Source organism: Geodermatophilus sp. SMS 5-13, from assembly GCF_059428245.1.
The window spans coordinates 3,706,226-3,731,353 of sequence record NZ_CP165729.1 but is presented as its reverse complement, the minus strand read 5'-3'; the positions used below and the strand labels follow the sequence as shown (position 1 = coordinate 3,731,353).

Sequence of the window (25,128 nt, the reverse complement as noted above, 5' to 3'; positions counted from 1 at the left end):
TCCTTCGACGGTCGGGAAGTGTGGCCCGACGTCAGGGTGCGGTCGACCCCTTGTGCGGCACCTGAGGCTTTCTCGGATCACCGCCGCGCGGCGCGCGCACGCTGTCAGCGGACGCGCACCTCCGGGTCAGGCCCGGGCTTCCAGTCGGCTCGCCGCGGCGGCGTCGAGCAGCCACCTCGTCGCCCGCTTTCCGTGGACGGCGCCGGCCGGCAGCTCCTCGCCCGGCGCTCCCCGGACACCGCGGGCGACCGCCTCGGCCTTGCCCTCGCCGGCCACGAGCAGCCAGACCTCCTCGGCGGAGTTGATCGCCGGGAAGCCCAGGCTCACCCGCGTCGGCGGCGGCTTCGGGCAGTCGTGGACGGCGACCACCGGCCGCTCGTCCCGGGACGCGGGGGAGTCGGGGAAGATCGAGGCCACGTGGCCCTCGGGGCCCATGCCGAGCAGCAGGACGTCGAAGCGCGGGAGGTCATCGTCGCCGGCGAGTTCGGCCAGTTCGCCCGCGTACCAGTCCGCGGCCTCCTCGGCGGTGCCGAACTCCCCGCCCGCGGCCGGCATGGCGTGCACGCGGACCTCCGGCACCCCGACCCGGTCCAGCAGCGCCCGTCGCGCGCCGAGCTCGTTGCGGTCGTCGCTGTCGGCGGGCACGAACCGCTCGTCGCTCCACCAGATCTCGACCGCGGTCCAGTCGACGACCTCGCGCTCGGGCTCGGCGGCCAGGTCGGCCACCCGCTCCAGCATCGCGGTGCCGACGCCGCCGCCGGTGAGCACCACCGACGCCGTCCCGTGCACCGTCTGGGCGGCCGCGAGCCGGGCGACCAGCGCGGCCGCGGCCGCGCGGGCCAGCCGGTCGGCGTCGGGCTCGATGACGATGTCGGGCGGTTGGACCCCGGCCTCGGCGAGCTCGGCAGCCGCCCGCTCACCCGGTGAGAGCGACATCAGCGCACCGCCTCCTCGTCGGCCGGGGACGAAGCGGTCGCGGAGCCGGACCCCTCGGCCCGCTTGCCGGCGCCCCGCTTGGCCGCGGGGCGGGTGCTCGCCGGCCGCGTGCCGGCCGGGCGCGCGGTGCCGGGGCGGGCGCTCGCGTGCGGATCGGCCGGGTCGAACCAGACGTGCTCGCGGACGGGGGAGCGCTCGGACAGGCCGGACACCCCGGTCGCGGCCTCCAGCGCCTCGCTGTAGGGCTCGTCGGGGTCCAGCCGGCGCAGCTCCTCGCCGACCAGGTCGCCCAGCGGGCGGTCCGGCAGCGCGACGCTGGTGTCCGGCCGGAACGGCTGGGTGATCGTCGCGCCGCCGCGCCGGTCGGCCTGCACCCGGATCTCCTCGTTCTCGTCGAGCTCCAGGACGACGGCGTCGACGCCGCTCGGCCCCGGCGTGCGCTCACCCTTGACCACGCCGATCGAGCAGCCGCAGCGGGAGGCCAGCCACCCGGCGAGCAGCTCCGCGGTGGGATGGCCGGGCTTGCCCTCCACCCGGCCGCCGCGGACCCGCACCGGCTCGCCGCGCCGGCCGGCCACCGAGTCGACGGTGGAGGTGAGCGTGGCCCGCCACGGGGTGCTGCGGGTCCAGGCCAGGTCCGTGTCGCCGGGCGCGTAGTCGTCGGCGCGCGTCTTCAGTGCGGTGGCCAGGTCGTCGGCGATCGAGCTGTCGGTGATCCGCCGGTCGGCGATGACCGCCAGCGGGTCGGTGCACATCTGCTCGGGCGGCTCGGCGTGCCACCAGGTGACCACGGGGGCGTCGGCGGCCAGCAGCGGCAGCACGACGGACTCGGCGTGCAGCGCGAGCCGGCCGTACATCCGCATGACGACGGCCTCGCCGGGGCCCAGCCGGCCGCCGATGAGCACCTCGGCGTCCAGCCGCGGCTGCGGGGCGTCGATCTGCCGGCGGACGACGACGAGCAGCCGGCAGGGGTGCTGCTCGGCGGCGGCGGTCGCGGCCTCCTCGGCCTCGGCCACCCGCGACTCGTCGGCGACGACGACCAGGGTCAGCGCGACCCCGGACAGCACGGCGCCGCCGGTGCGACGCTGCGCGGCCAGTTCCTTGACGACGGCGGAACCGGTGGTGTCCCAGAGCGTGGTCATGGCCTCCGCCACCTCCTCTTCTCGGCGGCGAGCATCTCCTCGGCGGCGCGGGGGCCCCACTCGCCGGCCCGGTAGAAGTGCGGCGTGGTGCCGGCCCAGAACTCCTCCAGCGGGTCGATCACCCGCCACGACGCCTCCACCTCGGCGTTGCGGGGGAAGAGCGTCGCGTCACCCAGCAGCACGTCGAGCAGCAGCCGCTCGTAGGCCTCGGGGCTGGACTCGGTGAACTGCTCGCCGTAGAGGAAGTCCATCGCCACGTCGCGGACCTCCATGACGCTGCCGGGCACCTTCGACCCGAACTTGAGGGTGACCCCCTCGTCGGGCTGCACGCGCACGACCAGCTGGTTGTTGCCCAGCTCCTCGGTGTCGGTGGGCGCGAAGGGCAGGTGCGGCGCGCGCTGGAACATCAGCGCGATCTCGGTGACCCGGCGGGGCAGCCGCTTGCCGGTGCGCAGGTAGAACGGCACGCCGGCCCAGCGGCGGGTCTCCACCCCGAGCCGGACGGCGGCGAAGGTCTCGACGTTCGACTTCTCGTCGACGCCGTCCTCCTGCCGGTAGCCCTTGACCCGCTGCCCGGCCAGCCAGCCCTGCTCGTACTGGCCGCGGACGGCGAAGGTCTGCAGGTCCTCGGGCAGGGAGATCGCCCGCAGCACCTTGAGCTTCTCGGTGCGGATCTCCTCGGCGGAGAACTCGACCGGCTCCTCCATGGCGGTGAGCGCGAGCAGCTGCAGCAGGTGGTTCTGCAGCACGTCGCGGGCGGCGCCGGTCTTCTCGTAGAACGCGGCTCGCCCGCCGATGCCGACGTCCTCGGCCATCGTGATCTGCACCGAGTCGACGTGGTGGCCGTTCCAGATCGGCTCGAACAGCTCGTTGGCGAACCTCAGGGCCAGCAGGTTCTGGACCGTCTCCTTGCCCAGGTAGTGGTCGATCCGGAAGACGTCCTCGGGGCCGAACACCGAGTCCACCAGCGCGTTCAGCTCGCGGCTGGAGGGCAGGTCGTGGCCGAACGGCTTCTCCACGACCACCCGCCGCCACCGGTCGGGCGTGCTCTCGGCCATCCCGGTGCGCTGCATCTGCTTGAGGACGACGGGGAACATCGCCGGCGGGATCGACAGGTAGAACGCCGCGTTGCCGCCGATGCCGTGGCTGCCCTCGAGCTCGCTGAGCGTGCCGGCGAGCTCGTCGAAGGCGTTGTCGTCGTCGAACGAGCCCATCACGAAGTGGACGCTGCTGGCCAGCTGGTCCCAGACCTCCTCGCGCCACGGCGTCCGGGCGGCGTTGCGGGCCGCGTCCCGGGCCAGGTCGGCGAAGTCGGAGTCGCCCCAGTCGCGGCGGGCGAAGCCGAGGAGCGCGAAGTTGGTCGGCAGCAGGCCCCGGTTGGCCAGGTCGTAGATCGCCGGGAGCAGCTTCTTGCGGGCGAGGTCCCCGGTGATCCCGAAGACCACGAGCGCGCAGGGCTCGGGGACGCGGGGCAGCCGCCGGTCCCGCGGATCGCGCAGCGGGTTCGTGATCATCGTTCGTCCTCGAGGTCGGCAGGCGGGTCCGCCGTCCGGCCCGACGGCGGGCCGGACGGCGAAACGATCAACGGAGGTCGGCGGCTGCTACTTGCGCTTCTCCAGCTCGCTCTTCACCGACTCGGTGAGCTCGTCCCAGGAGTCCACGAACTTCTGGACGCCCTCGTCCTCCAGCACCTTGAAGACGTCGTCGAGGTCCACCCCGGCGTCGGCGACCGCCTTCATGACCTCGGCGGCCTCGTCGTAGCTCTTCTGGATCGGGGTGCCGGGCTCGCCGTGGTCGGCGTAGGCCATGAGCGTCTTCTCCGGCATCGTGTTGACCGTGTTGGGCGCGATCAGCTCGGAGACGTAGAGCGTGTCCGGGTAGTCCGGGTTCTTCACACCGGTCGACGCCCAGAGCGGCCGCTGCGGCCGCGCCCCGTGGGCCTCCAGCTTCCGCCAGCGCTCCGAGGAGAAGACCTCCTCGTAGGCCTGGTAGGCCAGCCGGGCGTTGGCGACGGCGGCCCTGCCCTTGAGCGAGGGGTCGGCGCCGAGCTTGTCCAGCCGCTTGTCGATCTCGGTGTCGACGCGGGACACGAAGAACGAGGCGACGGACTCGACCCGGGCGCAGCCCGGGCCCTCCGCGAGGCACCTCTCGAGCCCGGTGAGGTAGGCGTCCATGACCTGGCGGTAGCGCTCCAGGCTGAAGATCAGCGTGACGTTGACGCTGATGCCCTGGCTGATGGCCTCGGTGATCGCCGGCAGGCCGGCCTCGGTGGCCGGGATCTTGATGAACAGGTTGGGCCGGTCGACCAGCCACCACAGGTGCGCGGCCTCCGACGAGGTCGCGTCCGTGTCGTGCGCCAGGCCCGGCGCCACCTCCAGCGACACGCGGCCGTCGATCCCGGTGCGCTCGGCCACCGGCCGCAGCAGGTCGCAGGCCTCGCGGACGTCGGCGGCGGTGACCGTGCGCAGCGCCTCCTCGACGCTCACGCTGCGGACGGCCAGGTCGTGGACCTGCTGGTCGTAGAGGTCCGAGCCACTGATCGCCGAGGCGAAGATCGTCGGGTTGGTGGTGACCCCGACGACGCAGTGCTCGTCGACCAGCGACTGCAGGTTGCCGCTGCGCATCCGGTCGCGGGAGAGGTCGTCGAGCCAGATGGAGACCCCGGCCGCCGAGAGCTCGGCCAGCCGCTTGTTCTGTGCCATGTCACTGCCCTTCTTCGATGGAGCCGGTCTGTTCAGCGGTCGCCGGTGGCGTGGGGAAGGCCGCCGGTGGCCGGCACCGGGCCGGCCGGGACGGCGGCGCCGGACCGCGCGGCCTCGATGCTCTCGCGGGCGGCGGCGACGACCGCCTCGTGCGTCAGCCCGAACTCCTCGTAGAGCACGCTGTACGCGGCGCTGGCCCCGTAGTGGGTGAGGCCCACGATCCGCCCGGCGTCGCCGACGAACTCGCGCCAGCCCATGGGCACGCCCGCCTCGACGCTCACGCGGGCTCGCACCGACGGCGGCAGGACCTGCTCCTTGTAGGCCTGGTCCTGGTCGGCGAACCACTCGACGCAGGGCACCGAGACCACGCGGGTCGGGACGCCGTCGGCCTCCAGCTGCTCGCGGGCGGCCACGGCGATCTGCACCTCGGAGCCGGTGCTCAGCAGGATCACCTCGGGCTCGCCGTTCGACGCGTCGGCCAACACATAGGCACCACGCGCGACGCCCTCGGCCGAGTTCATCACCGTGCGGTCGAACACCGGCAGGTTCTGCCGGGAGAGCAGGAGCCCGGCCGGGCGGTCGTTGTTCTCGAGGATCGTCCGCCAGGCGACGGCGGTCTCGTTGGCGTCGGCCGGGCGGACGACGTCCAGCCCCGGCATGGCGCGCAGCGCGGCGTAGTGCTCGATCGGCTGGTGGGTCGGGCCGTCCTCGCCGAGACCGATCGAGTCGTGGGTCCAGACGTAGATCACCGGCAGCTGCATGAGCGCGGCCAGCCGGACCGCGCCGCGCATGTAGTCGGAGAAGGTGAGGAAGGTGCCGCCGTAGACCCGGGTGCCGCCGTGCAGGGCGATCCCGTTCATGATCGCGCCCATCGCGTGCTCGCGGACACCGAAGTGCAGCGTGCGGCCGTAGGGGCCGCCCGACCACATCTTCGTCTGCCGGTTGGCGGGCAGGAACGACGGTTCGCCCTTGACGGCGGTGTTGTTGCTCTCCGCGAGGTCGGCCGAGCCGCCCCACAGCTCCGGCAGCGCGGGGTAGAGCGCGGCGAGGACCTCGCCGGAGGCCTTGCGGGTGGCCACGCCCTTCGGGTCGGCGTCCCAGGTGGGGAGCTTGTCGGCCCAGCCCTCGGGCAGCGTGCGGGTGGTCATCCGCTCCAGGAGGGCGGCGCCCTCCGGGTTCTCCTTCCTCCAGGCGTCGAAGCGCTGCTGCCAGGCGGCGTGCTCCTTCTTGCCGCGGTCGACGACCCGGCGGGCGTGCTCGAGGACCTCCGGCGCGACCTCGAAGGTCTGCTCCGGGTCGAACCCCAGGACCTGCTTGGTGGCCTTGACCTCGTCCTCGCCGAGCGCGGAGCCGTGCGCGGCGCCGGTGTTCTGCTTGTTCGGGGCGGGCCAGGCGATGATCGTCCGCAGCACGATGATCGACGGCCGGCTCGTCTCGGCCCTGGCGGCGGCGAACGCGGCGTCGATCGCGGCGAGGTCCTCACCGTCGTCGATCCGCTGCACGTGCCAGCCGTAGGCCTCGTAGCGCTTGCCGACGTCCTCGGTGAAGGCGACGTTCGTGTCGTCCTCGATCGAGATCCGGTTGTCGTCGTAGACCAGGACCAGGTTGCCCAGCTGCTGGGTGCCGGCCAGGGACGACGCCTCGCCGCTGACGCCCTCCTCCAGGTCGCCGTCGGAGGCGAAGACCCAGATGGTGTGGTCGAAGAGGCTCTCGCCCTCGGGGGTGTCGGGGTCGAACAGCCCGCGCTCGCGGCGCGCGGCCATCGCCATGCCGACGGCGTTGCCGACGCCCTGGCCGAGCGGGCCGGTCGTCGTCTCGACGCCGGGGGTGTGGTTGACCTCGGGGTGGCCCGGGGTCTTCGAGCCCCAGGTCCGCAGCGCCTGCAGGTCCTCGACCTCGAGGCCGTAGCCGGAGAGGAAGAGCTGGATGTAGAGGGTGAGGCTCGAGTGCCCCATCGACAGCACGAAGCGGTCGCGGCCGACCCAGTTCGGGTCGCTGGGGTCGTGCCGCAGCCACTTCTGGAAGAGCAGATAGGAGGTGGGCGCCATGCTCATCGCCGTGCCGGGGTGGCCGTTGCCGACCTTCTGGACGGCGTCCATGGCCAGCACGCGGACCAAGTCGATGGCGCGGCGGTCGAGTTCACCGAAGCCCTCGGGCAGGGTGGGGTTCGGCTGACGGGGCGCGCCGGTCGGGGCGTCGGTGGCGGCCTCGGCCGGGGCCTCGGACTCGGTGCTCTGCGTTCCCATGTCGGTTCGGTGCTCCCTCGGGTCGGGCCTGCGGGCCACCCGGGTGACCGGTCGGGCCGGGCGCCCGGGCGGACGACGGTGCGCGGGGCGGCGGCGGTCTGGGCACCGTCGTCGTCGACGTCGGCCCTACCCGCTGCACGCGCAGCATCAACGTGACCAAACCCTAGTCATCCCGGCCGGTCCGGCGCCGGGCCGAGGGCTACAGTTGGCCCGTTCTCATCCCCCGCCTCGAAGGGACCCCCGTGCTGTTTCTCCGCCCGGTGGGGCCCTGCGTCGCTGCGGGGGAGGGGCCCAGGTGACGGCGGTCTCGGAGCGGCCGGCGATCGCGACCCGCCGGGTCTCCGCGGTGCTGCGCGCCTACGTGGCGCTGACCAAGCCGCGGATCATCGAGCTGCTGCTGGTCACGACGGTGCCGGCGATGATGCTGGCCGCCCGCGGGTGGCCGTCGTGGGGGCTGCTGGTCCCGACGCTGGTCGGCGGCACGCTCGCGGCCGGCGCGGCCAACGTCTTCAACTGCTGGTACGACCGGGACATCGACCGGCTGATGCACCGCACCGAGCGGCGGCCGCTGCCGATGGGCGAGATCAGCCCGCGCGGCGCCCTGGTCTTCGGGCTGGTGCTCACCGTGGTGTCGACGGCGCTGCTCGCCGCGACCACGACGCTGCTGGCGGCGGGCCTGGCGCTGGGGGCGATCGCCTACTACGCCGTGATCTACACGATGGTGCTCAAGCGGCACACCCGGCACTCGACGCTGTTCGGCGGCGTGCCCGGGGCGGCGCCGGTGCTCATCGGCTGGGCGGCGGTGACCGGCTCGCTGGCCTGGCCGGCCGTCGTCTTCTTCGGCGTCGTCTTCTGCTGGCAGCTGCCGCACTTCTGGGCGCTGGCGATGCGGTTCCGCGCCGACTACGCGCGCGCCGAGGTGCCGATGCTGCCGGTGGTGGCGAGCCCGCTGTCGGTGGGCCGGCAGACCGTCGCCTGGGCCTGGCTGACCGTCGCCGTCTCGCTGCTGCTCTGGCCGGTGGGGGCGGCGTACGGGATCGGCTGGCTCTACACCGCGGCCGCCGCCGGCCTCGGTCTGTGGTTCGCGATCGAGGCGCACCGGCTGCTCTCGCGGATCCGCCGCGACGCCGAGACCCGCCCGATGCAGCTGTTCCACATCTCGATCTCCTACATGGCGTTGCTGAGCGTCGCGATCATCCTCGACGTCCTGGTCTGAGCGCTCACCGCCGCCGCGTTGACGGCGCGGTGACGGGTGCGCGCCTAGGGTGCGGCATTCCCGTCCGCAAGGAGCCGGCGATGCGTACTCGGCGTGGGGCGACCCTGCTCCTCTCGGCGGCCCTGGTGCTCACGGCCCCGGGGGTGGCCCGGGCCCACGACGGTCGGGGCGGCCCGGCCGAGCCGCACCTGCTCGTGACGTTCTCCGACGCCGGCGCGGGGAGCACGATCGGTCCCGACGGCGACCTGTACGTCACCGAGCCCGCCGCGGGTGAGGTGTCCCGCATCGACCGCCGGACCGGCCACGTGACCGTCGTGGCGACGTGCCTGCCGCGCCGGGCCGCGTCGGCCACCAACGGTGGCGCGATGGACGTGGCGTTCCTGAGCGGCCGGATGTACGTCCTGGTCGGCGCGTTCGTCGGGACCGCCGTCACCGGTGTCTACCGGGCGGACGGCGACGACTGCCGGGTCGTCGCCGACACCGGCGCCTTCTCCAAGGCGCACCCGCCCCGGGCCGGGGGCCAGCTGCCCACCGGCGTGCCGTACGCGATGGAGCCGTTCCGCGGCGGCTTCCTTGTCACCGACGGCAACCACAACCGGGTGCTGCGCGCGGACCTCGACGGGGAGGTGCGCCCGGTCCTGGAGCTGGACAACGTGGTGCCGACGGGTCTGGCGCGCGACGGCCGCCGCATCCACGTCGCCCAGGCCGGGCCGGTGCCCCATCTGCCGGAGAACGGCCGGGTCGTGTCGTTCCGCGTCGGTTCGGACCAGGTGCGGGAGGTCGCGAGGGGCGGCCGGCTCCTGACGGACGTGGAGTTCGGGCGGCACGGGGAGTACGCGCTGTCGCAGGGCGTCTTCCCCGCGGGCAAGCCGCCGGCGACGCCCGCCAACCCGGACACCGGGCAGCTGCTCCGCGTCGACGACGGCGGCTTCGACGTCGTCGCCGAGCGGCTGGACCGGCCCACCTCGATGGAGCTGACCCGGGGGACCGCCTACGTGGTGACCTACGACGGCGAGGTCTGGCGGGTGGACCTGTCGTAGCCGCGCGCCGGGGCCTCGAGCGGCAGCTCGGACGCCGGGCCGCGGATCGACCACACCAGCCGCGCCGTGTACGCGGCGATCAGGGCCGCCCCGAGCATGTGCAGGAGGACGACGGCGATCGGCAGGGACAGGAAGTACTGCACGTAGCCGATGACGCCCTGTGCCAGCTGGACGATCAGCAGATCGCGCGCGGCGCGACGCACGCGGCCGGGGGAGTCGGTGGCGTAGAGCGCGACCAGCAGCGCGACGGTCAGCCCGATCAGCAGGAAGACGACGTCGGCGTGCAGCTGGCTGACCAGCTCGGGGTCGAAGCCGGTGCGCCCGGCCTTCGGGTCGCCGCTGTGCGGCCCGCTGCCGGTCACGACGGTGCCGATGACCAGGACGAGCGCCGTGACGACGGCGATGCCCGCAACCAGCAGCGGCAGCGGACGGCGGACGACGAGCTGCCCCACCCCGGGCTCGCGCGAGCGCAGCCACAGGATCGTGGCCACCGCGACCAGCACCATCGACAGCAGGAAGTGGACGGCCACGGTCCACGGGTTCAGCCCGGTGAGCACCGTGATGCCGCCGAGGGCGGCCTGCACCGGGATGCCGAGGAAGCTCAGGACGGCGAGCGGGCGCAGGTCACGCCGGGCGGAGCGCCACACGACCACCAGGACGGCGACCGCGGTGATCGTCAGCAGGAACGTGAGCGTGCGGTTGCCGAACTCGATCACGCCGTGCCCGGCCAGCTCCGGCGTCGGCACGAAGCTCTTGTCGGTGCAGCGCGGCCAGGTCGGGCAGCCCAGCCCCGAGCCGGTCAGCCGCACCGCGCCGCCGGTGACCACGATCAGCACGTTGGCGACCGCATTGGCGAGGGCCACGCGCGAGACGACGGCGGGGGAGAAGGACCGAGGGAGAACCGCCACGGCCCGATGCTAGAAGCCGGCGTGCGCGCGGGCGGACCCCGCTGGTTGCGCCTCGCCGGAAATAGGTCACACTTGTGTTGTGGAAACCAGCTCGGCGGCTCCGGTCCGCTCGTCGGCGGGTGCCGACGACGGCCGCACGCGCCATCGGGTGACCGCGCTGCTGCTCGAACGTGGCCCGCAGACCGCTGCCGAGCTCGCCGCCGATCTCGGCATCTCGCCGGCCGCCGTCCGCCGGCACCTCGACGCCCTCGTGGCCGCCGGCCGGGTGGAGGAGCGGGCCACCCACGACCCGCACCGGGGCCGCGGCCGCCCGGCGCGGCACTTCCGGCTCACCGAGGCCGGTCGCGCGACCTTCCCGCACGCCTACGACGACCTGGCCCTGACCGCGCTGCGCCACGTCGCCGCGGTCGGTGGTCCGGACGCCGTCCGCGCCGTCGCCGAGGCGCAGATGGCCGGCCTCGAGGCCCGCGCCTCCAGCGCGGTCGCGGCCGCCACCAGCGGCGGTCCGGCCGGAGACGAGGCCCCCGTCGACCGGGCGCAGGCCCTGGCCGCGGCCCTCACGGCCGAGGGCTACGCTGCGACGGCTTCGGCGATCCGCAGCGGCGGTCAGCTCTGCCAGCACCACTGCCCGGTGGCGCACGTGGCGGCGGAGTTCCCCCAGCTGTGCGAGGCCGAGACGGCGGTGATCGGCCGGCTCGTGGGTACCCACGTGCAGCGGCTGGCCACGATCGCGCACGGCGACGGGATCTGCACCACACACATCCCGGGCACGCCGCCGGCCGGGAACAGAACGACCCTCGCAGGCCCTGTACCAAGGGAACGCCACGCGCAGGCGCGCAGCATGAACGTGGCGGCAACCTCCCTCCGCACCACCCCGACCGATTCCCGGGAGAGGACGCACGCATGACCAGCACCCAGCAGCCGGTGGGCACGCCGCTGACGCAGGACGAGCAGATCGAGCAGCTCGGCCGCTACCAGTACGGCTGGGCCGACGCCGACGTCGCCGGGGCGTCCGCTCGCCGTGGCCTGGACGAGGACGTCGTCCGGGACATCTCCCGCCGCAAGAACGAGCCCGAGTGGATGCTCGAGCGCCGGCTCAAGGCGCTGAAGCTCTTCGAGCGCAAGCCGATGCCCGACTGGGGTTCGGACCTCTCCGGCATCGACTTCCAGAACATCAAGTACTTCGTGCGCTCGACCGAGGCCCAGGCGACCTCGTGGGACGAGCTGCCCGAGGACATCAAGAACACCTACGACAAGCTGGGCATCCCGGAGGCCGAGAAGCAGCGGCTGATCGCCGGTGTCGCGGCCCAGTACGAGTCCGAGGTCGTCTACCACAAGATCCGCGAGGACCTCGAGGAGCAGGGCGTCGTCTTCCTCGACACCGACACCGCGCTCAAGGAGCACGAGGACCTCTTCAAGGAGTACTTCGGCTCGGTCATCCCGTCCGGCGACAACAAGTTCGCCGCGCTGAACACCGCGACCTGGTCCGGCGGCTCGTTCATCTACGTGCCGAAGGGCGTGCACGTCGAGATCCCGCTGCAGGCCTACTTCCGGATCAACACCGAGAACATGGGCCAGTTCGAGCGGACGCTGATCATCGTCGACGAGGGCGCCTACGTGCACTACGTCGAGGGCTGCACCGCGCCGATCTACAAGTCGGACTCGCTGCACTCGGCGGTCGTCGAGATCATCGTCAAGAAGAACGCGCGCTGCCGGTACACGACCATCCAGAACTGGTCGAACAACGTCTACAACCTGGTCACCAAGCGGGCGATCGCCCACGAGGGCGCGACCATGGAGTGGATCGACGGCAACCTCGGTTCCAAGGTCACCATGAAGTACCCGGCGGTCTGGATGACCGGCGAGCACGCCAAGGGCGAGGTGCTCTCCATCGCCTTCGCCGGCGAGGGCCAGCACCAGGACGCCGGCGCCAAGATGGTGCACGCCGCGCCGAACACCTCCTCGACCATCGTGTCGAAGTCGGTGGCCCGTGGCGGCGGCCGCACCTCCTACCGCGGCCTCGTCCAGATCGACGAGGGCGCGCACGGCTCGAAGTCCACGGTGAAGTGCGACGCGCTGCTGGTCGACACGATCAGCCGGTCGGACACCTACCCCTACGTCGACGTCCGCGAGGACGACGTCGCCATGGGCCACGAGGCGACCGTGTCCCGGGTCAGCGAGGACCAGCTGTTCTACCTGATGAGCCGCGGCCTGTCCGAGGACGAGGCGATGGCCATGGTGGTGCGCGGGTTCGTCGAGCCGATCGCCCGTGAGCTGCCGATGGAGTACGCCCTCGAGCTCAACCGCCTCATCGAGCTGCAGATGGAAGGTGCCGTCGGCTGATGGCCTCCCCGCTTCCCCCCGCCGGCGCCCATTCGCACGGTGGGCCCGTTCCCACGGGCTCGCCGGCGGAGCGGTTCACCTCGACCGACCCCGAGGCGTTCGGCAAGCCGTCCGGCCGCGAGGAGGACTGGCGCTTCACCCCGATGCGCCGGGTCCGCCCGCTGCTGAACGGCGAGCCGTCCGACGCGCAGCTGGCCTGGGACACCGACCTGCCCGAGGGCGTCGAGCTCTCCCGCGTCGAGGCCGACGACCCGCTGCTCAAGGGGCTGCCCGAGCCGGCCGACTACCTCGCCGCGCTCACCCGGCAGCGCAGCGGCGGCGCCGGCGTCGTCCGCGTGGCCGCCGAGGCGCAGCTGGACCGGCCGGTCGGTCTGCGACTGTCCGGCACGGGGACCGAGGACGTCGTCTGGGGCCAGCTGGTGATCGACGTCGGCGCCTACGCCAAGGCGACGATCGTGCTCGACCACTCCGGGCTCGCGCGGTACTCCGGCGGCGTGGCCGTCCTGGTGGGTGACGGCGCGCAGGTGACGGTCGTATCGGTGCAGGACTGGGCGCCCGGTGCGCTGCACGGCGGCCAGTACGACGCCGTCGTCGGCCGGGACGCCACCTTCAAGCAGATCGTGGTGACCCTCGGCGGCGACCTCGTCCGGCTGGTCAGCAACGTGCAGTACGCCGGCCCGGGCGCGCAGGCCGAGCTGTTCGGCGTCTACTTCGCCGACGAGACCCAGCACCAGGAGCACCGGCTCTGGGTCGACCACGCCGTGCCGCACTGCCGCAGCAACGTCCTCTACAAGGGCGCGCTGCAGGGCGAGGACGCGCACACGGTCTGGATCGGCGACGTCCGCATCCGGCCCGCCGCGATCGGCACCGACACCTACGAGCTCAATCGCAACCTGGTGCTCACCGACGGCGCCCGCGCCGACTCGGTGCCGAACCTGGAGATCGAGACCGGCGAGATCGTCGGCGCCGGCCACGCCAGCGCCACCGGCCGGTTCGACGACGAGCAGCTGTTCTACCTCTGCTCCCGGGGCATCGACGCCGAGACCGCGCGTCGCCTCGTCGTCCGCGGCTTCTTCGCCGACGTCGTGCAGCACATGGGCGTCCCGGAGCTGCAGGACCGCCTGATGCGCACGATCGAGCAGCGCCTCGGCGCGCTCCCGGGCCTCGACGAGCAGCCGGTCGAGGTGGCCTGACCATGGCCTTCGAGCGGGTGTGCGCGCTGAGCGACGTCCCCGAGCCCGGCGCGCTGCGCGTCGAGCTCGCGGACATCGACATCGCCGTCGTCCGCTTCGAGGGCGAGATCTACGCCCTCGAGGACCTGTGCTCGCACGCCGAGGTGCCGCTCTCCGAGGGCGACGTCGAGGAGTTCAAGGGCGCCCCGACCATCGAGTGCTGGCTGCACGGGTCGTGCTTCGACCTGCGCAGCGGCGAGCCCACCAACCTGCCGGCCACCGAGCCGGTCTCCGTCTACCCGGTCCGCGTGGAGGGGGAGGACGTGTACGTCGACACAGAGGCTGATGCCGCGTCGGACGACCGCCTTCCTCGAGCGGCCAACAGCTGAGGAGCGAGAAGAAGAGTGTCCGTGCTGGAGATCCGCGACCTGCACGTCAGCGTGGGGGAGGGCGACGACGCCAAGGAGATCCTCCGCGGCGTCGACCTGACCGTCCGCTCCGGTGAGACCCACGCGATCATGGGCCCCAACGGGTCGGGCAAGTCGACCCTGGCCTACTCGATCGCCGGCCACCCCAAGTACACGATCACCGGCGGCACGGTGACCCTCGACGGCGAGGACGTCCTCGCGATGAGCGTCGACGAGCGAGCCCGCGCCGGCCTGTTCCTCGCCATGCAGTACCCGGTCGAGGTCCCCGGCGTCTCGGTGTCGAACTTCCTGCGCACCGCAGCCACCGCGGTCCAGGGCGAGGCGCCCAAGCTGCGCACCTGGGTCAAGGACGTCAAGGCCGAGATGTCCGCGCTGGAGATGGACCCGGCGTTCGCCGAGCGCAACGTCAACGAGGGTTTCTCCGGCGGTGAGAAGAAGCGCCACGAGATCCTGCAGATGCGGCTGCTCAAGCCGAAGATCGCGATCCTCGACGAGACCGACTCCGGCCTCGACGTCGACGCGCTCCGCGTGGTCTCCGAGGGGGTCAACCGCAGCCGCGAGGACGGCGACGTCGGCACCCTGCTGATCACGCACTACACGCGCATCCTGCGCTACATCAAGCCCGACTTCGTGCACGTCTTCGTCGCCGGAAAGATCGTCGACGAGGGCGGCCGGGAGCTCGCCGACAAGCTCGAGGAGCAGGGCTACGCCGCGTACGTGGCCGGCTCGAAGGAGACCGCGAAGGCATGACCGCGACCGTCTCGCGTCCCTCGGGGACGCGTTCCCCGCTGCCCCTGGACGTCGAGGCGATCCGGAAGGACTTCCCGATCCTGTCCCGGACGGTCCGGAACGGGAAGAAGCTGGTCTACCTCGACTCCGGGGCGACCGCGCAGAAGCCGCGCGCCGTCCTCGACGCCGAGCGCGACTTCTACGAGAACCACAACGCCGCCGTGCACCGGGGCGCGCACCAGCTGGCCGAGGAGGCGACCGACCTCTACGAGGAGGCCCGCCGCAAGGTCGCGCGGTTCATCGGCACCACCGACGAGCGCGAGGTCGTGTTCACCCGCAACACGACCGAGTCGATCAACCTCGTCGCCTACGCCCTCTCCAACGCCGCCACGGCGAAGGAGGAGGAGTTCCGCACGTACGCCGTCGGCCAGGGCGACGAGATCGTCGTGACCGAGATGGAGCACCACGGCAACCTCGTGCCCTGGCAGCAGCTGTGCGAGCGGACCGGGGCCACCCTGCGCTGGCTGGGCCTGACCGACGACGGCCGGCTGGACCTCTCCGACCTGGCAACGGTGATCAACGAGCGGACCAAGCTGGTCGCCGTCACCCACCAGTCGAACATCCTCGGCACGATCAACCCGATCGCGCCGATCGTGGCGCGGGCCCGGGAGGTCGGCGCCCTGGTGCTGGTCGACGGCGCGCAGTCGGTGCCGCACCAGCCGGTCGACGTCGCCGAACTCGGCGTGGACTTCCTCGCCTTCTCCGGCCACAAGATGCTCGGCCCCTCGGGCATCGGTGTGCTGTGGGGCCGGTACGAGGTGCTGGACAAGCTGCCGCCGTTCCTGACCGGCGGGTCGATGATCGAGGTCGTGCGGATGGAGGGCAGCACCTTCGCCGCCCCGCCGCAGCGCTTCGAGGCCGGCGTCCCCATGACCGCGCAGGTCATCGGTCTGGGCGCCGCCGTCGACTACCTCGACGCGCTCGGCATGGACAAGGTCGAGGAGCACGAGAAGGCGCTCACCGGCTACGCGCTGGAGAAGCTGCAGGCGATCCCCGGCGTCACCGTGATCGGGCCGCCCGACACCGTGGCCCGCGGGGGAGCGGTCTCGTTCACCGTCGAGGGCATCCACCCGCACGACGTCGGCCAGGTCCTCGACGACCTCGGCATCGCCGTCCGGGTGGGGCACCACTGCGCGTGGCCGGTGGTCCGGCGCTACGGCGTCCCGGCGACGACCCGCGCCACGTTCTACGTGCACACCGGCTACGACGACATCGACGCGCTCGCCGACGGCGTGCGGGAAGCTCAGCGCTTCTTCGGCGTTGTTCCCACGCAGGAGGGCTGAGCATGCAGCTGGAGTCGATGTACCAGGAGATCATCCTGGACCACTACCGGAACCCGCACGGCCGCGGTCTGCGCGAGCCGTACGAGGCCGAGGTGCACCACGTCAACCCGACCTGCGGTGACGAGGTGACCCTGCGGGTGCACCTGGAGGGCGACACGATCGCCGACGTGTCCTACGAGGGCATGGGCTGCTCGATCAGCCAGGCCTCGGTGTCGGCGATGTACGACCTGGTGATCGGCCGGACGGTGCCCGAGGCGCTGGAGACCGGCGAGCACTTCATGACCCTGATGCAGTCCAAGGGCGACGCATCGGTGGCCGAGAAGCTCGAGGACGAGCTGGAGGACGCCGTCGCGTTCGCCGGCGTGTCGAAGTACCCGGCGCGGATCAAGTGCGCGCTGATGAGCTGGATGGCGTTGAAGGACGCCTCCGCCCGTGCGTGGGGAGGACAGTCATGACCACGGAAGAGGCCGCTCCCGAGCTGCCGCCGTACAAGTCGGCGCTGCTCGAGGACGTCGAGGAGGCCATGCGCGACGTCGTCGACCCCGAGCTCGGCGTCAACGTCGTCGACCTCGGCCTGGTCTACGGCATCGACGTCGACGACAACAACGTCGCCGTCCTCGACATGACCCTGACCTCGGCGGCCTGCCCGCTGACCGACGTCATCGAGGACCAGGCCCGCCAGGCGCTGACCGGCGGTCCCGGCCCCGGGCTGGTCGACGACATCCGGATCAACTGGGTCTGGATGCCGCCGTGGGGCCCCGACAAGATCACCGAGGACGGCCGCGAGCAGCTGCGCGCGCTCGGCTTCCGCGTCTGAACCAGCTCTTCGCTCGGCTCGCCGCGCGTGACGCACCTCCGGCTGACGCGAGCGTGACGGTGTTGCCCGCGCCCCCCGGGGCGCGGGCAGTCGTCGTCGGGGGGACGGCGTGGCACGTCGTCGCCGCGGACGTCGACCCCGCGTGGGTGGCCGCGCAGGTCGCGCACGACCCGATCGCCGCGCCGCTGGGCGCCCGCTTCCTCGCCGCGCTGGCCGACCGGGTGGGCGCCGAGCCCGGCGTCCTCGACGTGGTGCTCGTCGCGCCGCCGGCGCCGGCGGGACCGGGCCTGGACCTGGTGCCGGCCGACGTCGACCACCCGCGGGTGGACCGCGCGCTGCTGCACCGCCGCGACGTCCGGGTCTGGTGCACGCCCGACGGCGCCGGCCTGCTCACCGTCGGCCGCGGCGTCGCCGGCCGGTGGGAGACGTCGATGGAGGTCGACCCCGCCGCCCGCGGCCGCGGCCTCGGGACGGCGCTGGCCGACGCCGCGCCCGCGCTCGTGCCGGACGGCGCACCGCTGTGGGCGCAGGTGGCGCCGGCCAACACCGCCTCGCTGCGCGCCTTCCTCGCTGCCGGCTACCGCCCCGTCTGCGCCGAGGTGCTCTTCGGCCCCTGACCCTGTCCGGCGGTGTCCAAAGCACCTGTCTCCCCGCCGCGGCCGGGACTACGGTGCCCTCCGACCGCATGGGGACGGCTCGCCGAGGGGGAGCGCGATGACCGAGACCGGCACCCGCACCGTGATGGACGCCTACCTCCACGCACTGATGGTCCGGGCGGACTTCGCGGAGTTCTTCGCTCCGGACGTCGTCTGGACCACGATGGAGACCGGCGAGGAGGTGCACGGTCGCGAGGCGGTCCGGGACCTGATCGTCGGCATGCACACGCGGACCTTCGACGCCCGGCCGGAACTCGTGAGCCTGGTCTGCGGCGACGGGATCGCGATGGTCGAGGCCGTCTTCGTCGGCCGGCACACCGCGGACTTCGCGGGCGTGCCGGCGACCGGGACGCAGGTCCGGATCCCGTACACCGTGGCCTACGACGTCACCGGCGGGCGCATCACCGCGCTGCGGACGTACCTTCCCGTGACGGGCCTGCGTGCCCGGCTCGCCGAGGCCGCCCAGGTGGTGAGCGCGGCGCCGGCCACCTGAGTCCGGCCTCGCGGTCAGCGCAGGTCGGCGAGGCGGGCGTCGAAGAAGGCGATCGGGAACTGCTCGCCGCGCGCGCCGACCGCCAGCAGGACGGCGCCGATCACCAGGGCGGCAGCCACCGGCCAGAGCAGCGTGGCCAGCGCCAGGGCGAGCGCCGTCCCCACGGCGGTCGCCGCGCCGATGACCAGCGGCGCCCGCACACCCGCCGCCCCGGCGGCGACCATCGCGACAGCGGACGCCGTCAGGACGACGACGGGTCGGGTGCTGCCCGGCAGCACCACGGCCATGACCGCCGACGGCACCGCCGCCACCAGCAGGGCCGGGCCCCACGCCGGCCAGGACGGCCCCTCGGCCAGGCGCGGCCCCTGGGCCAGCAGCAGCCCCGCCGCGAGCGGCAGCGTGTACCCCTCCAGTACGTGCACGTCCTGGATCGCGACGGCCAGCCACGTGGCCGCGGTCAGCTGCGCGGCGGCCACCCACCAGGCGGCCGACGGCGGGGACTCGCCGACCGGCCGCGCGGTCCACACCGCGAACTCCCCGGTCAGCACCCCCTGCGCGGCGAGCGCCACCGCCAGCGCAGGCAGCCCGGCCGACCCGGCCAGGGCCAGCGCGGCGACGGCCGCGGCGGCGGACACCACCAGCGTCGGGGTCCGCGCGGGGACGGCGAGCGGCCCGCTCGCCACCAGCCCGGCGCCGTACAGGCCGGTCAGCACCGCGGCGGCCGGCAGCGGATCCAGCACCCCGGCCGGCACCGCGTGCAGCGCGGCCGCGGCCAGGCAGCCGACGGCCCAGGGCACGGACGTCGGCTGCTCGCCCGGGCGGCGCGCCGCGATGAAGACGCTCGGCACCGCGGTGAGCAGGAACAGCAGCGACAGCTCCGCCCAGTCGGCGCGGACCGCCAGCTGGATCAGCGCCGCCAGGGCCATGACCGAGCCCGCGGCGGTCGCGGCCGGCCCCAGCAGCCCGCGTCGCCACCCGCTCAGGTGGTGCGGCACCGTCGTCGCCAGCAGCACCCCGGCGTAGCCGGCCGCGGTGATCCCCGGGGAGCCGAGCGCGGCCAGCGACCCGGAGATCCCGGCCCCGGCCACCGCCCCCGCCAGCACGGGGACCACGACCGGTGGGCCGAGCAGCGCGTCGAGGTCCGCCCGCAGCCGCGCCGGCAGCAGCCCGGCCGCCGCGGCGACGAGCAGCAGCGCGGCCAGGTGCCGCGAGAGCCCCGGTCCGGTCCAGGCGGTCGCCGTCCCGCCGACGACGCCGGCGACCCACCACGGGGCCGTCGTGACCAGGGCGACCCGCGCCACGACCCGGCGGCCCCACAGCGCGGTGCCGAGGCCGACCAGCGCGACGGCGAGGTACAGCGACGCGTGCAGCGGGCCGGGGACGTCGTCCACCGCGCGCAGGACCGCCACCTGCAGGGCCGCCCAGGAGGCCAGCGGCCACGCGGCCGTCGACCGCGCGAGGAGGTGCAGGCCGAGGCCGACCGCCGCGACCGCGGCCGGCGCGGCGGGGCTGCCCTCCCCGAGCGCGCTCGCGGCCAGGGCGACGCCGGCCGCGCAGGCGGCCAGGGTCTCCTCGGTGCTGCGCAGGCCGTTGAGCGCGGCCAGCAGCGAGAGCCCGGCGGCGACGACGGCCAGCAGCAGCAGCGGAAGCCGGGCGGCCACCCCGCCGAACGCGCCCACGACCGCCGCGGCCGCGCTGACGACCAGCACCGCACCCACGCCGAGCAGCACCTGCAGCGGCCGGGCGCGGTAGGGCAGGGGAGGAGTGCCCATGCGCTCACCGTAGGGGTGCGCCGGGCCCGGGGCAGCGGGTCAGCGCATCTGCGCGACCCAGGCCACCGCCTCCCGCGCCTGCTGCCGCCGCCGCTCGTAGGTGGCGCCGACGAGGAGCAGCAGCAGCCCGGCTGCGGTGAGCGTGATCCAGCGCGGCAGCAGCGGCGCGTAGGGCCCCAGCCGGCCGATCACGACGAACGCCAGCGAGGCGGCGCCGACCACGAACGGCGACTGCCGGTGGGTCAGCACCCCGGTGACGGTGAGCACCGCCGCCGCCGCGACCACGAACACCAGCCGGACGGCGGTCGGCTGCGTGACCACGAGGAACGCCGACGGCGCCAGGGCCACCGCGACCGCCGGCCCCTCGGCCGCCCACGACGGGCCCCGCGCGAGCAGCCGGGGCAGCCCGGCCAGCAGCAGAGCCACGGCCGCCGGGAGCGTGTAGGCCTCCGGGGTGTCGACGCGGGCCCCGGCCAGGGCGATCCAGGCCGCGATCACCAGGTCCGCGACCGCCACCAGGGCGATCCAGCTGCGCTTGGCGACCAGCGCGTAGCAGGCGGCCGCGGCGCCGGCCACCGCCAGCTGCAGCCCGACCTGCCCCCACGCGTCGACCGTCGCGCTCGTGCCGGCGGCCAGCAGTCCCGCCAGGCCGGCGGCCGCGGCCAGCGGCGTCTCCTCCGGCCGGGCCGCCCGCAGCGCGGCCAGCCCGAACGCCGTCGCCGACACGAGGGCCAGCAGCAGCCCCGCGACCGTCGCCGGCAGCAGGCCCCCGCCGCGGGCCACCAGGACGGCGACGACCGGGGCCAGCACCGCCGCGGCGGCGGCGGGGACCCGCAGCCGGGGCAGCAGGACGGCGGCGAGCGCGGCCGGCACGGTGGCGGCCAGGACGACCAACGACAGCGGCAGCGCGCGGCCGTCGCTGGCCAGCAGCTCGACGCCGACGAGGCCGGTGGCCGTGCCGCCTGCGACCAGGCCTGCGGTGACCACCCGGGAGCCGGCGAGCGGCACGGCGGCGGTGAGCAGGGCGACGCCGGCCGCGGCGGCGACCACCGGGCCGGGCTCGCCCGCCGTGTCCAGCGAGAAGCCGAGCGCCAGGCCGGTGATGCCCGCGCCCGCCGCCACCACGAGCGCGGCGCCGGGGAGGAGGGGCGCCACCCGCGGCACGCGGAGCAGCAGCAGCGCCGCCGCGGCGGCGACCGCCAGGGTCGCCGTCGCCGTCCAGGACTCGGCCGCCGACGAGCCGGCCGCGACCGCGACGCCGCCGACCGCGCCCACGACCAGCCACAGCAGCGCCAGGACGGCCGCGACCGGCCGCAGCGGGGCCCGCAGCGCCAGCAGCACGGCGACGTCCAGGGCGACCAGCCCGAACGCGGCGGCCACGCCGGCCGGCCCGGCCAGCACGCCGGCCGTCATGAGCAGGAACGGCACCGGCTGAGCGGCGAGCAGGGCCACCAGCGGCCAGGTCACCGTCGTCCGGGTGAGCCGCCCCAGCCCGACGGCGACGAGGACGACGATCCCGCAGGCGATCGCCGACCACAGGCGCACCGGCAGCCCGTCCACGCCGAGCAGTCCCTTGCCGTAGGCGGCGCCGAGGTCGACGGCGAGCAGCGCCGCCCCGGCGGCCGCCAGGGCCTCCTCGGTGGCGCGCAGCCCGCGGCGGGCGCTCCACGCCGACGTGGCGCAGGCCGTCGCCGTCACCAGCACCATGACCGTCGCCTGGAAGGCGAGCCCGAGGCGGGTCCACGCCAGCGCGACGAAGGCCACCGCGCCGGCGACCAGCAGCAGCGCCCCGAGGCCGAGCAGTACCTGCTGGGGGCTCAGCCGGTGGCGGGGCGGCGCGGGCGGCTGCGGCGCCACCCACGGGGGCGGTGCGGAGAGCGGGGGCGGCGTGGTCGGCGGCGGCGGTGCGTAGACAGGCGCAGGCGCAGGCGCGGCGGCACCGGGCGCCGCGGCGCGCAGCGAGACGAGCAGCGCGTCCCGGTCCCGGGTGAGCTCGGCCAGGGTCGCGCCGATGCGGGCGACGACCAGCGCGGCGTGGCCGACGGCCGGCAGGCCGCACGTGGTGCACGGGATGCCGGCCGGTCCGGTCGCGAGCGTGCCGCAGACGGGACAGGGCAGCGCAGGAGGCCCGGGCGGTTGCATGGGCGCATCGTGACGCGTCCGCAGCCACCGCAGAAGCATTGTCCACATGCCGGGTGACGCCGCGCACGTACCGCCGATTGCGGTCGGTGGATCGCCGGCGAGCGCCTACTCTGGGATCAGTGATCACGACGACCGGCCTCGAGCTGCGCGCCGGCGCCCGCATCCTCATCAGCGACGCCACCCTGCGCGTGCAGCCCGGCGACCGCATCGGGCTGGTCGGGCGCAACGGCGCGGGCAAGACGACGACGCTCACCACGCTCGCCGGCGAGCGGCTGGCGCACGCCGGCAAGGTCGAGGTCAGCGGCGAGATCGGCTACCTCCCGCAGGACCCCCGCAGCGGCGACCTCGACATCACCGCCAGCGACCGCGTGCTCTCCGGCCGCGGCCTCGACGTCCTCCGGGCCCAGATGATCAAGGCGCAGGTCGCGATGGCCGAGCCGGCCGACGACGCCGAGCGCGACCGCGCCGTCCGCCGTTACGGCCGGCTGGAGGACCAGTTCGCCGCCCTCGGCGGCTACGCGGCCGAGAGCGAGGCGGCGCGCATCTGCACCGCCCTCGGCCTGCCGGACCGGGTGCTGGTCCAGCCGCTGAGGACCCTCTCCGGGGGCCAGCGGCGCCGGGTGGAGCTCGCCCGGATCCTGTTCTCCGACGCCGAGACGCTGCTGCTCGACGAGCCGACCAACCACCTCGACGCCGACTCGATCACCTGGCTGAAGAGCTTCCTGGCCGCGCACAAGGGCGGGCTCATCGTCATCAGCCACGACGTCGAGCTGCTCGACGCCGTCGTCAACAAGGTGTGGCACCTCGACGCCAACCGGGCCACCGTCGACGTCTACAACCTCGGCTGGAAGCCCTACCTGGCGCAGCGGGAGACCGACGAGCGCCGCCGCCGCCAGGAGCGGGCCAACACCGAGCGCAAGATCGAGGCCCTGACCTCGCAGGCCGACAAGATGCGGGCCAAGGCGACGAAGGCGCGGGCCGCGCAGAGCATGGACAAGCGGGCCGCCCGCCTCGCCGCGGGGCTGGAGGAGGTCCGGGCCCACGACCGGGTGGCCAAGCTCCGGTTCCCGACGCCGGCCGCGTGCGGCCGCACGCCGCTCATGGCCGAGGGCCTGTCCAAGAACTACGGCTCGCTCGAGGTCTTCACCGACGTCGACCTGGCCGTCGACCGGGGGACGCGGGTCGTCGTCCTCGGGCTCAACGGCGCCGGGAAGACGACGCTGCTGCGGATCCTGGCCGGGACCGAGACCCCCGACACCGGCGAGGTGCAGCCCGGCCACGGGCTGCGGATCGGCTACTACGCGCAGGAGCACGAGACGCTCGACCTCGACCGCTCCCTGCTCGAGGTGATGCGGTCGGCGGCGCCGGAGAGCACCGACACCGAGCTGCGGCGGATCCTGGGCGCCTTCCTGTTCTCCGGTGAGGCCGTCGACCAGCGGGCCGGCACCCTCTCCGGCGGCGAGAAGACCCGGCTGGCGATGGCCACCCTCGTCGTCTCCGGCGCCAACGTGCTGCTGCTCGACGAGCCCACCAACAACCTCGACCCGGCCAGCCGCGAGCAGGTGCTGCAGGCGCTGCGCACCTACGCCGGGGCGATCGTGCTGGTCACGCACGACGAAGGCGCGGTCCGGGCGCTGAACCCCGACAAGGTGATCCTGCTGCCCGACGGCACCGAGGACGCCTGGAGCGAGGACCTCGCCGACCTCGTCGAGCTCGCCTGACCGATCACGTCGTCGGTTTCCGGCCGACACCGCGTCCCCGTGACGCACGACACCGTTTCCGGTCGCCGTCCTCGCCCTCCTGGGTGATCATGGCTCCGGGATGCCGGTGCCAGCAGGGGCCCCAGCGCCCAGGGACGAGCTGCCACCACCGGGCCGGCGCGTGCGCCGGGAACGGTCGGCGCCGACACGGAGGGGAGTCATGGCCGACTCGAACACGGCGGACCTCGGCAAGGGCAAGCGCATCACGGGTGGGGACCGGACGTCGCTCGCCGACGAGTTGCGCAAGCGCTACGACGGCGGCGAGAGCATCCGGTCCCTGGCGACCTCGACAAACCGCTCGTACGGCTTCGTGCACCGGTTGCTGTCGGAGTCGGGGGCGTCGCTGCGCAGCCGCGGTGGGGCGAACCGGAGCGCCGCCAAGAAGGCCGGGTAGATATACAAGACCGTGTGACAGACACGAGTCCTGACGGCTGGGTCCGCACCGACCGGGACGGCGCCGTCCTCACGGTCACCCTGGACCGGCCGGACCAGTTGAACGCGCAGACCCCGGCGACGTGGACGGCCCTGCGCCGCGTCGCCGACACCCTGGACGACGGAGTCCGCGTGGTCGTGGTACGGGGGGCGGGCCGCGCGTTCTCCGCCGGGCTGGACCGCAGCCTGTTCAGCACCGAGGCGGGCGCGGGCACGCTGGGCGAGCTGGCGGCCATGCCCGCCGACCTGGCCCAGGAACGCATCCGCGGCTACCAGAGCGCGTTCCGCTGGCTGCGCTCGCCAGGGGTGGTGTCCGTCGCCGCGGTGCAGGGCCACGCGCTCGGGGCCGGCGCGCAGCTGGCGCTGGCCTGCGACCTGCGGATCCTCGCCGAGGACGCCCAGCTGAGGCTGCCGGAGGCCACGCTGGGCCTGGTGCCCGACCTGACCGGCACCAGCAACCTGGTCGACCTGGTCGGCTACGCCCGCGCCATGGAGATCTGCCTGACCGGGCGGGCCGTCGGCGCGACCGAGGCGCGGGCGATCGGCGCCGCCAACCTCGTCGTCCCGCTCGGCGAGCTCGACGCCGCGGTCGCCGACCTCGTCGCCGCGCTGCTGGCCCCGCCGGCCGGGGCGGTCCGCGAGACGGCGGAGCTCATCCGGTCGGCCGTGCACAACGACCACGAGACCCAGGACGCCGCCGAGCGGGAGGCCCAGGTGCGTCGCATCACCGATCTCGTCAGCGGTCGCTGAGACACTGGTTCCTACGGGCTCTCTGTACCGAGAGCCCGAGGAACAGGCCGCCTCATGGCGGTGTTGGCGGGGCGGGGAAGTCGGCCATAGGAAGGAGGCGG

General features: G+C 74.0%; 23 protein-coding genes. 15 read left to right on the top strand and 8 right to left on the bottom strand.

Annotation, left to right across the window (positions count from 1 at the left end):
• Positions 1-126 precede the first annotated feature (126 nt).
• The 5 genes from pgl to tkt all read right to left on the bottom strand — a co-directional run bounded on the left by pgl (position 127) and on the right by tkt (position 7,026).
• Positions 127-936 carry a 6-phosphogluconolactonase gene (pgl, locus tag AB3388_RS18025; protein WP_495406686.1) on the bottom strand — a complete coding sequence of 270 codons (810 nt, stop codon included), beginning with the start codon at positions 934-936 and terminating at the stop codon, positions 127-129.
• Positions 936-2,078: a glucose-6-phosphate dehydrogenase assembly protein OpcA gene (locus AB3388_RS18020; protein WP_495406685.1), complete on the bottom strand. Its 1,143-nt coding sequence runs from the start codon at positions 2,076-2,078 to the stop codon at positions 936-938. Before AB3388_RS18020 ends, pgl begins: the two co-directional genes overlap by 1 nt.
• The gene (gene zwf / locus AB3388_RS18015; RefSeq protein WP_495406684.1) at positions 2,075-3,592 is read right to left on the bottom strand and encodes a glucose-6-phosphate dehydrogenase; all 1,518 of its coding nucleotides are present in this window, start codon (positions 3,590-3,592) and stop codon (positions 2,075-2,077) included. Before zwf ends, AB3388_RS18020 begins: the two co-directional genes overlap by 4 nt.
• An 87-nt stretch (positions 3,593-3,679) precedes the next feature.
• A complete protein-coding gene (tal, locus tag AB3388_RS18010) occupies positions 3,680-4,780 on the bottom strand; it encodes a transaldolase (protein ID WP_495406683.1) in 1,101 nt (366 codons plus the stop codon).
• Positions 4,781-4,812: 32 nt separating this feature from the next.
• Complete coding sequence (tkt, locus tag AB3388_RS18005; RefSeq protein ID WP_495406682.1) at positions 4,813-7,026, bottom strand: transketolase; 2,214 nt, start codon at positions 7,024-7,026, stop codon at positions 4,813-4,815.
• 295 nt (positions 7,027-7,321) lie between these two features.
• Here tkt and AB3388_RS18000 point away from each other — a divergent pair, with 295 nt between their 5' ends.
• Together AB3388_RS18000 and AB3388_RS17995 are read left to right on the top strand one after the other, a co-directional pair.
• Positions 7,322-8,242, top strand: coding sequence for a heme o synthase (locus tag AB3388_RS18000; protein WP_495406681.1), 921 nt, complete (start codon positions 7,322-7,324; stop codon positions 8,240-8,242).
• Between the two features lie 80 nt (positions 8,243-8,322).
• Positions 8,323-9,282, top strand: coding sequence for a ScyD/ScyE family protein (locus AB3388_RS17995; protein WP_495406680.1), 960 nt, complete (start codon positions 8,323-8,325; stop codon positions 9,280-9,282).
• Here AB3388_RS17995 and AB3388_RS17990 read toward each other — a convergent pair.
• Positions 9,246-10,190, bottom strand: a complete 945-nt coding sequence (locus tag AB3388_RS17990; protein WP_495406679.1) for a COX15/CtaA family protein — start codon at positions 10,188-10,190, stop codon at positions 9,246-9,248. The two genes, AB3388_RS17995 and AB3388_RS17990, sit on opposite strands and share 37 nt — an antisense overlap.
• A 79-nt stretch (positions 10,191-10,269) precedes the next feature.
• Between AB3388_RS17990 and AB3388_RS17985 the strand changes: the two genes are divergently transcribed.
• The 10 genes from AB3388_RS17985 (at position 10,270) to AB3388_RS17940 (ending at position 18,171) form a co-directional block, all read left to right on the top strand.
• Positions 10,270-11,097 carry a helix-turn-helix transcriptional regulator gene (locus AB3388_RS17985; protein ID WP_495406678.1) on the top strand — a complete coding sequence of 276 codons (828 nt, stop codon included), beginning with the start codon at positions 10,270-10,272 and terminating at the stop codon, positions 11,095-11,097.
• On the top strand, positions 11,094-12,533 hold the full coding sequence (sufB, locus tag AB3388_RS17980; RefSeq protein WP_495406677.1) for a Fe-S cluster assembly protein SufB: 1,440 nt from the start codon (positions 11,094-11,096) through the stop codon (positions 12,531-12,533). Before AB3388_RS17985 ends, sufB begins: the two co-directional genes overlap by 4 nt.
• On the top strand, positions 12,533-13,726 hold the full coding sequence (sufD, locus tag AB3388_RS17975) for a Fe-S cluster assembly protein SufD (RefSeq protein WP_495406676.1): 1,194 nt from the start codon (positions 12,533-12,535) through the stop codon (positions 13,724-13,726). The genes sufB and sufD overlap by 1 nt, the downstream gene beginning before the upstream one ends.
• Positions 13,727-13,728: 2 nt before the next feature.
• Positions 13,729-14,094 carry a non-heme iron oxygenase ferredoxin subunit gene (locus tag AB3388_RS17970; protein WP_495406675.1) on the top strand — a complete coding sequence of 122 codons (366 nt, stop codon included), beginning with the start codon at positions 13,729-13,731 and terminating at the stop codon, positions 14,092-14,094.
• Positions 14,095-14,109: 15 nt separating this feature from the next.
• Positions 14,110-14,883 carry a Fe-S cluster assembly ATPase SufC gene (gene sufC / locus AB3388_RS17965; RefSeq protein WP_495406674.1) on the top strand — a complete coding sequence of 258 codons (774 nt, stop codon included), beginning with the start codon at positions 14,110-14,112 and terminating at the stop codon, positions 14,881-14,883.
• Complete coding sequence (locus AB3388_RS17960) at positions 14,880-16,205, top strand: cysteine desulfurase (protein WP_495406673.1); 1,326 nt, start codon at positions 14,880-14,882, stop codon at positions 16,203-16,205. The genes sufC and AB3388_RS17960 overlap by 4 nt, the downstream gene beginning before the upstream one ends.
• A 2-nt stretch (positions 16,206-16,207) precedes the next feature.
• Positions 16,208-16,660 carry a Fe-S cluster assembly sulfur transfer protein SufU gene (gene sufU, locus AB3388_RS17955; protein ID WP_495406672.1) on the top strand — a complete coding sequence of 151 codons (453 nt, stop codon included), beginning with the start codon at positions 16,208-16,210 and terminating at the stop codon, positions 16,658-16,660.
• Positions 16,657-17,022, top strand: a complete 366-nt coding sequence (locus AB3388_RS17950; RefSeq protein ID WP_495406671.1) for a metal-sulfur cluster assembly factor — start codon at positions 16,657-16,659, stop codon at positions 17,020-17,022. The genes sufU and AB3388_RS17950 overlap by 4 nt, the downstream gene beginning before the upstream one ends.
• A gap of 62 nt (positions 17,023-17,084) precedes the next feature.
• Positions 17,085-17,639: a GNAT family N-acetyltransferase gene (locus tag AB3388_RS17945; RefSeq protein WP_495406670.1), complete on the top strand. Its 555-nt coding sequence runs from the start codon at positions 17,085-17,087 to the stop codon at positions 17,637-17,639.
• A 97-nt stretch (positions 17,640-17,736) separates the two neighbouring features.
• Positions 17,737-18,171: an ester cyclase gene (locus AB3388_RS17940; RefSeq protein ID WP_495406669.1), complete on the top strand. Its 435-nt coding sequence runs from the start codon at positions 17,737-17,739 to the stop codon at positions 18,169-18,171.
• A 14-nt stretch (positions 18,172-18,185) separates the two neighbouring features.
• Here the strand turns inward: AB3388_RS17940 and AB3388_RS17935 are convergent, their stop codons facing one another.
• The gene (locus tag AB3388_RS17935; protein ID WP_495406668.1) at positions 18,186-19,943 is read right to left on the bottom strand and encodes an SCO7613 C-terminal domain-containing membrane protein; all 1,758 of its coding nucleotides are present in this window, start codon (positions 19,941-19,943) and stop codon (positions 18,186-18,188) included.
• 39 nt (positions 19,944-19,982) lie between these two features.
• On the bottom strand, positions 19,983-22,085 hold the full coding sequence (locus tag AB3388_RS17930; protein ID WP_495406667.1) for a DUF2157 domain-containing protein: 2,103 nt from the start codon (positions 22,083-22,085) through the stop codon (positions 19,983-19,985).
• A gap of 119 nt (positions 22,086-22,204) precedes the next feature.
• Here AB3388_RS17930 and AB3388_RS17925 point away from each other — a divergent pair, with 119 nt between their 5' ends.
• The 3 genes from AB3388_RS17925 to AB3388_RS17915 all read left to right on the top strand — a co-directional run bounded on the left by AB3388_RS17925 (position 22,205) and on the right by AB3388_RS17915 (position 25,027).
• Positions 22,205-23,806: an ABC-F family ATP-binding cassette domain-containing protein gene (locus AB3388_RS17925; protein WP_495406666.1), complete on the top strand. Its 1,602-nt coding sequence runs from the start codon at positions 22,205-22,207 to the stop codon at positions 23,804-23,806.
• 199 nt (positions 23,807-24,005) lie between these two features.
• The gene (locus AB3388_RS17920; protein ID WP_495406665.1) at positions 24,006-24,239 is read left to right on the top strand and encodes a helix-turn-helix domain-containing protein; all 234 of its coding nucleotides are present in this window, start codon (positions 24,006-24,008) and stop codon (positions 24,237-24,239) included.
• A gap of 14 nt (positions 24,240-24,253) precedes the next feature.
• Positions 24,254-25,027 carry an enoyl-CoA hydratase/isomerase family protein gene (locus AB3388_RS17915; protein WP_495406664.1) on the top strand — a complete coding sequence of 258 codons (774 nt, stop codon included), beginning with the start codon at positions 24,254-24,256 and terminating at the stop codon, positions 25,025-25,027.
• Positions 25,028-25,128: the final 101 nt, after the last annotated feature.

Coding starts and splice junctions, on each gene's coding strand:
- AB3388_RS17940 (WP_495406669.1), top strand. CDS start 17,737: ATGACCGAGACCGGCACCCGCACCGTGATGGACGCCTACCTCCACGCA.
- AB3388_RS17950 (WP_495406671.1), top strand. CDS start 16,657: ATGACCACGGAAGAGGCCGCTCCCGAGCTGCCGCCGTACAAGTCGGCG.
- sufU (WP_495406672.1), top strand. CDS start 16,208: ATGCAGCTGGAGTCGATGTACCAGGAGATCATCCTGGACCACTACCGG.
- tkt (WP_495406682.1), bottom strand. CDS start 7,026: ATGGGAACGCAGAGCACCGAGTCCGAGGCCCCGGCCGAGGCCGCCACC.
- AB3388_RS17995 (WP_495406680.1), top strand. CDS start 8,323: ATGCGTACTCGGCGTGGGGCGACCCTGCTCCTCTCGGCGGCCCTGGTG.
- sufB (WP_495406677.1), top strand. CDS start 11,094: ATGACCAGCACCCAGCAGCCGGTGGGCACGCCGCTGACGCAGGACGAG.
- pgl (WP_495406686.1), bottom strand. CDS start 936: ATGTCGCTCTCACCGGGTGAGCGGGCGGCTGCCGAGCTCGCCGAGGCC.
- AB3388_RS17960 (WP_495406673.1), top strand. CDS start 14,880: ATGACCGCGACCGTCTCGCGTCCCTCGGGGACGCGTTCCCCGCTGCCC.
- AB3388_RS17930 (WP_495406667.1), bottom strand. CDS start 22,085: ATGCAACCGCCCGGGCCTCCTGCGCTGCCCTGTCCCGTCTGCGGCACG.
- AB3388_RS18020 (WP_495406685.1), bottom strand. CDS start 2,078: ATGACCACGCTCTGGGACACCACCGGTTCCGCCGTCGTCAAGGAACTG.
- sufD (WP_495406676.1), top strand. CDS start 12,533: ATGGCCTCCCCGCTTCCCCCCGCCGGCGCCCATTCGCACGGTGGGCCC.
- AB3388_RS17970 (WP_495406675.1), top strand. CDS start 13,729: ATGGCCTTCGAGCGGGTGTGCGCGCTGAGCGACGTCCCCGAGCCCGGC.
- zwf (WP_495406684.1), bottom strand. CDS start 3,592: ATGATCACGAACCCGCTGCGCGATCCGCGGGACCGGCGGCTGCCCCGC.
- AB3388_RS17935 (WP_495406668.1), bottom strand. CDS start 19,943: ATGGGCACTCCTCCCCTGCCCTACCGCGCCCGGCCGCTGCAGGTGCTG.
- tal (WP_495406683.1), bottom strand. CDS start 4,780: ATGGCACAGAACAAGCGGCTGGCCGAGCTCTCGGCGGCCGGGGTCTCC.
- AB3388_RS17920 (WP_495406665.1), top strand. CDS start 24,006: ATGGCCGACTCGAACACGGCGGACCTCGGCAAGGGCAAGCGCATCACG.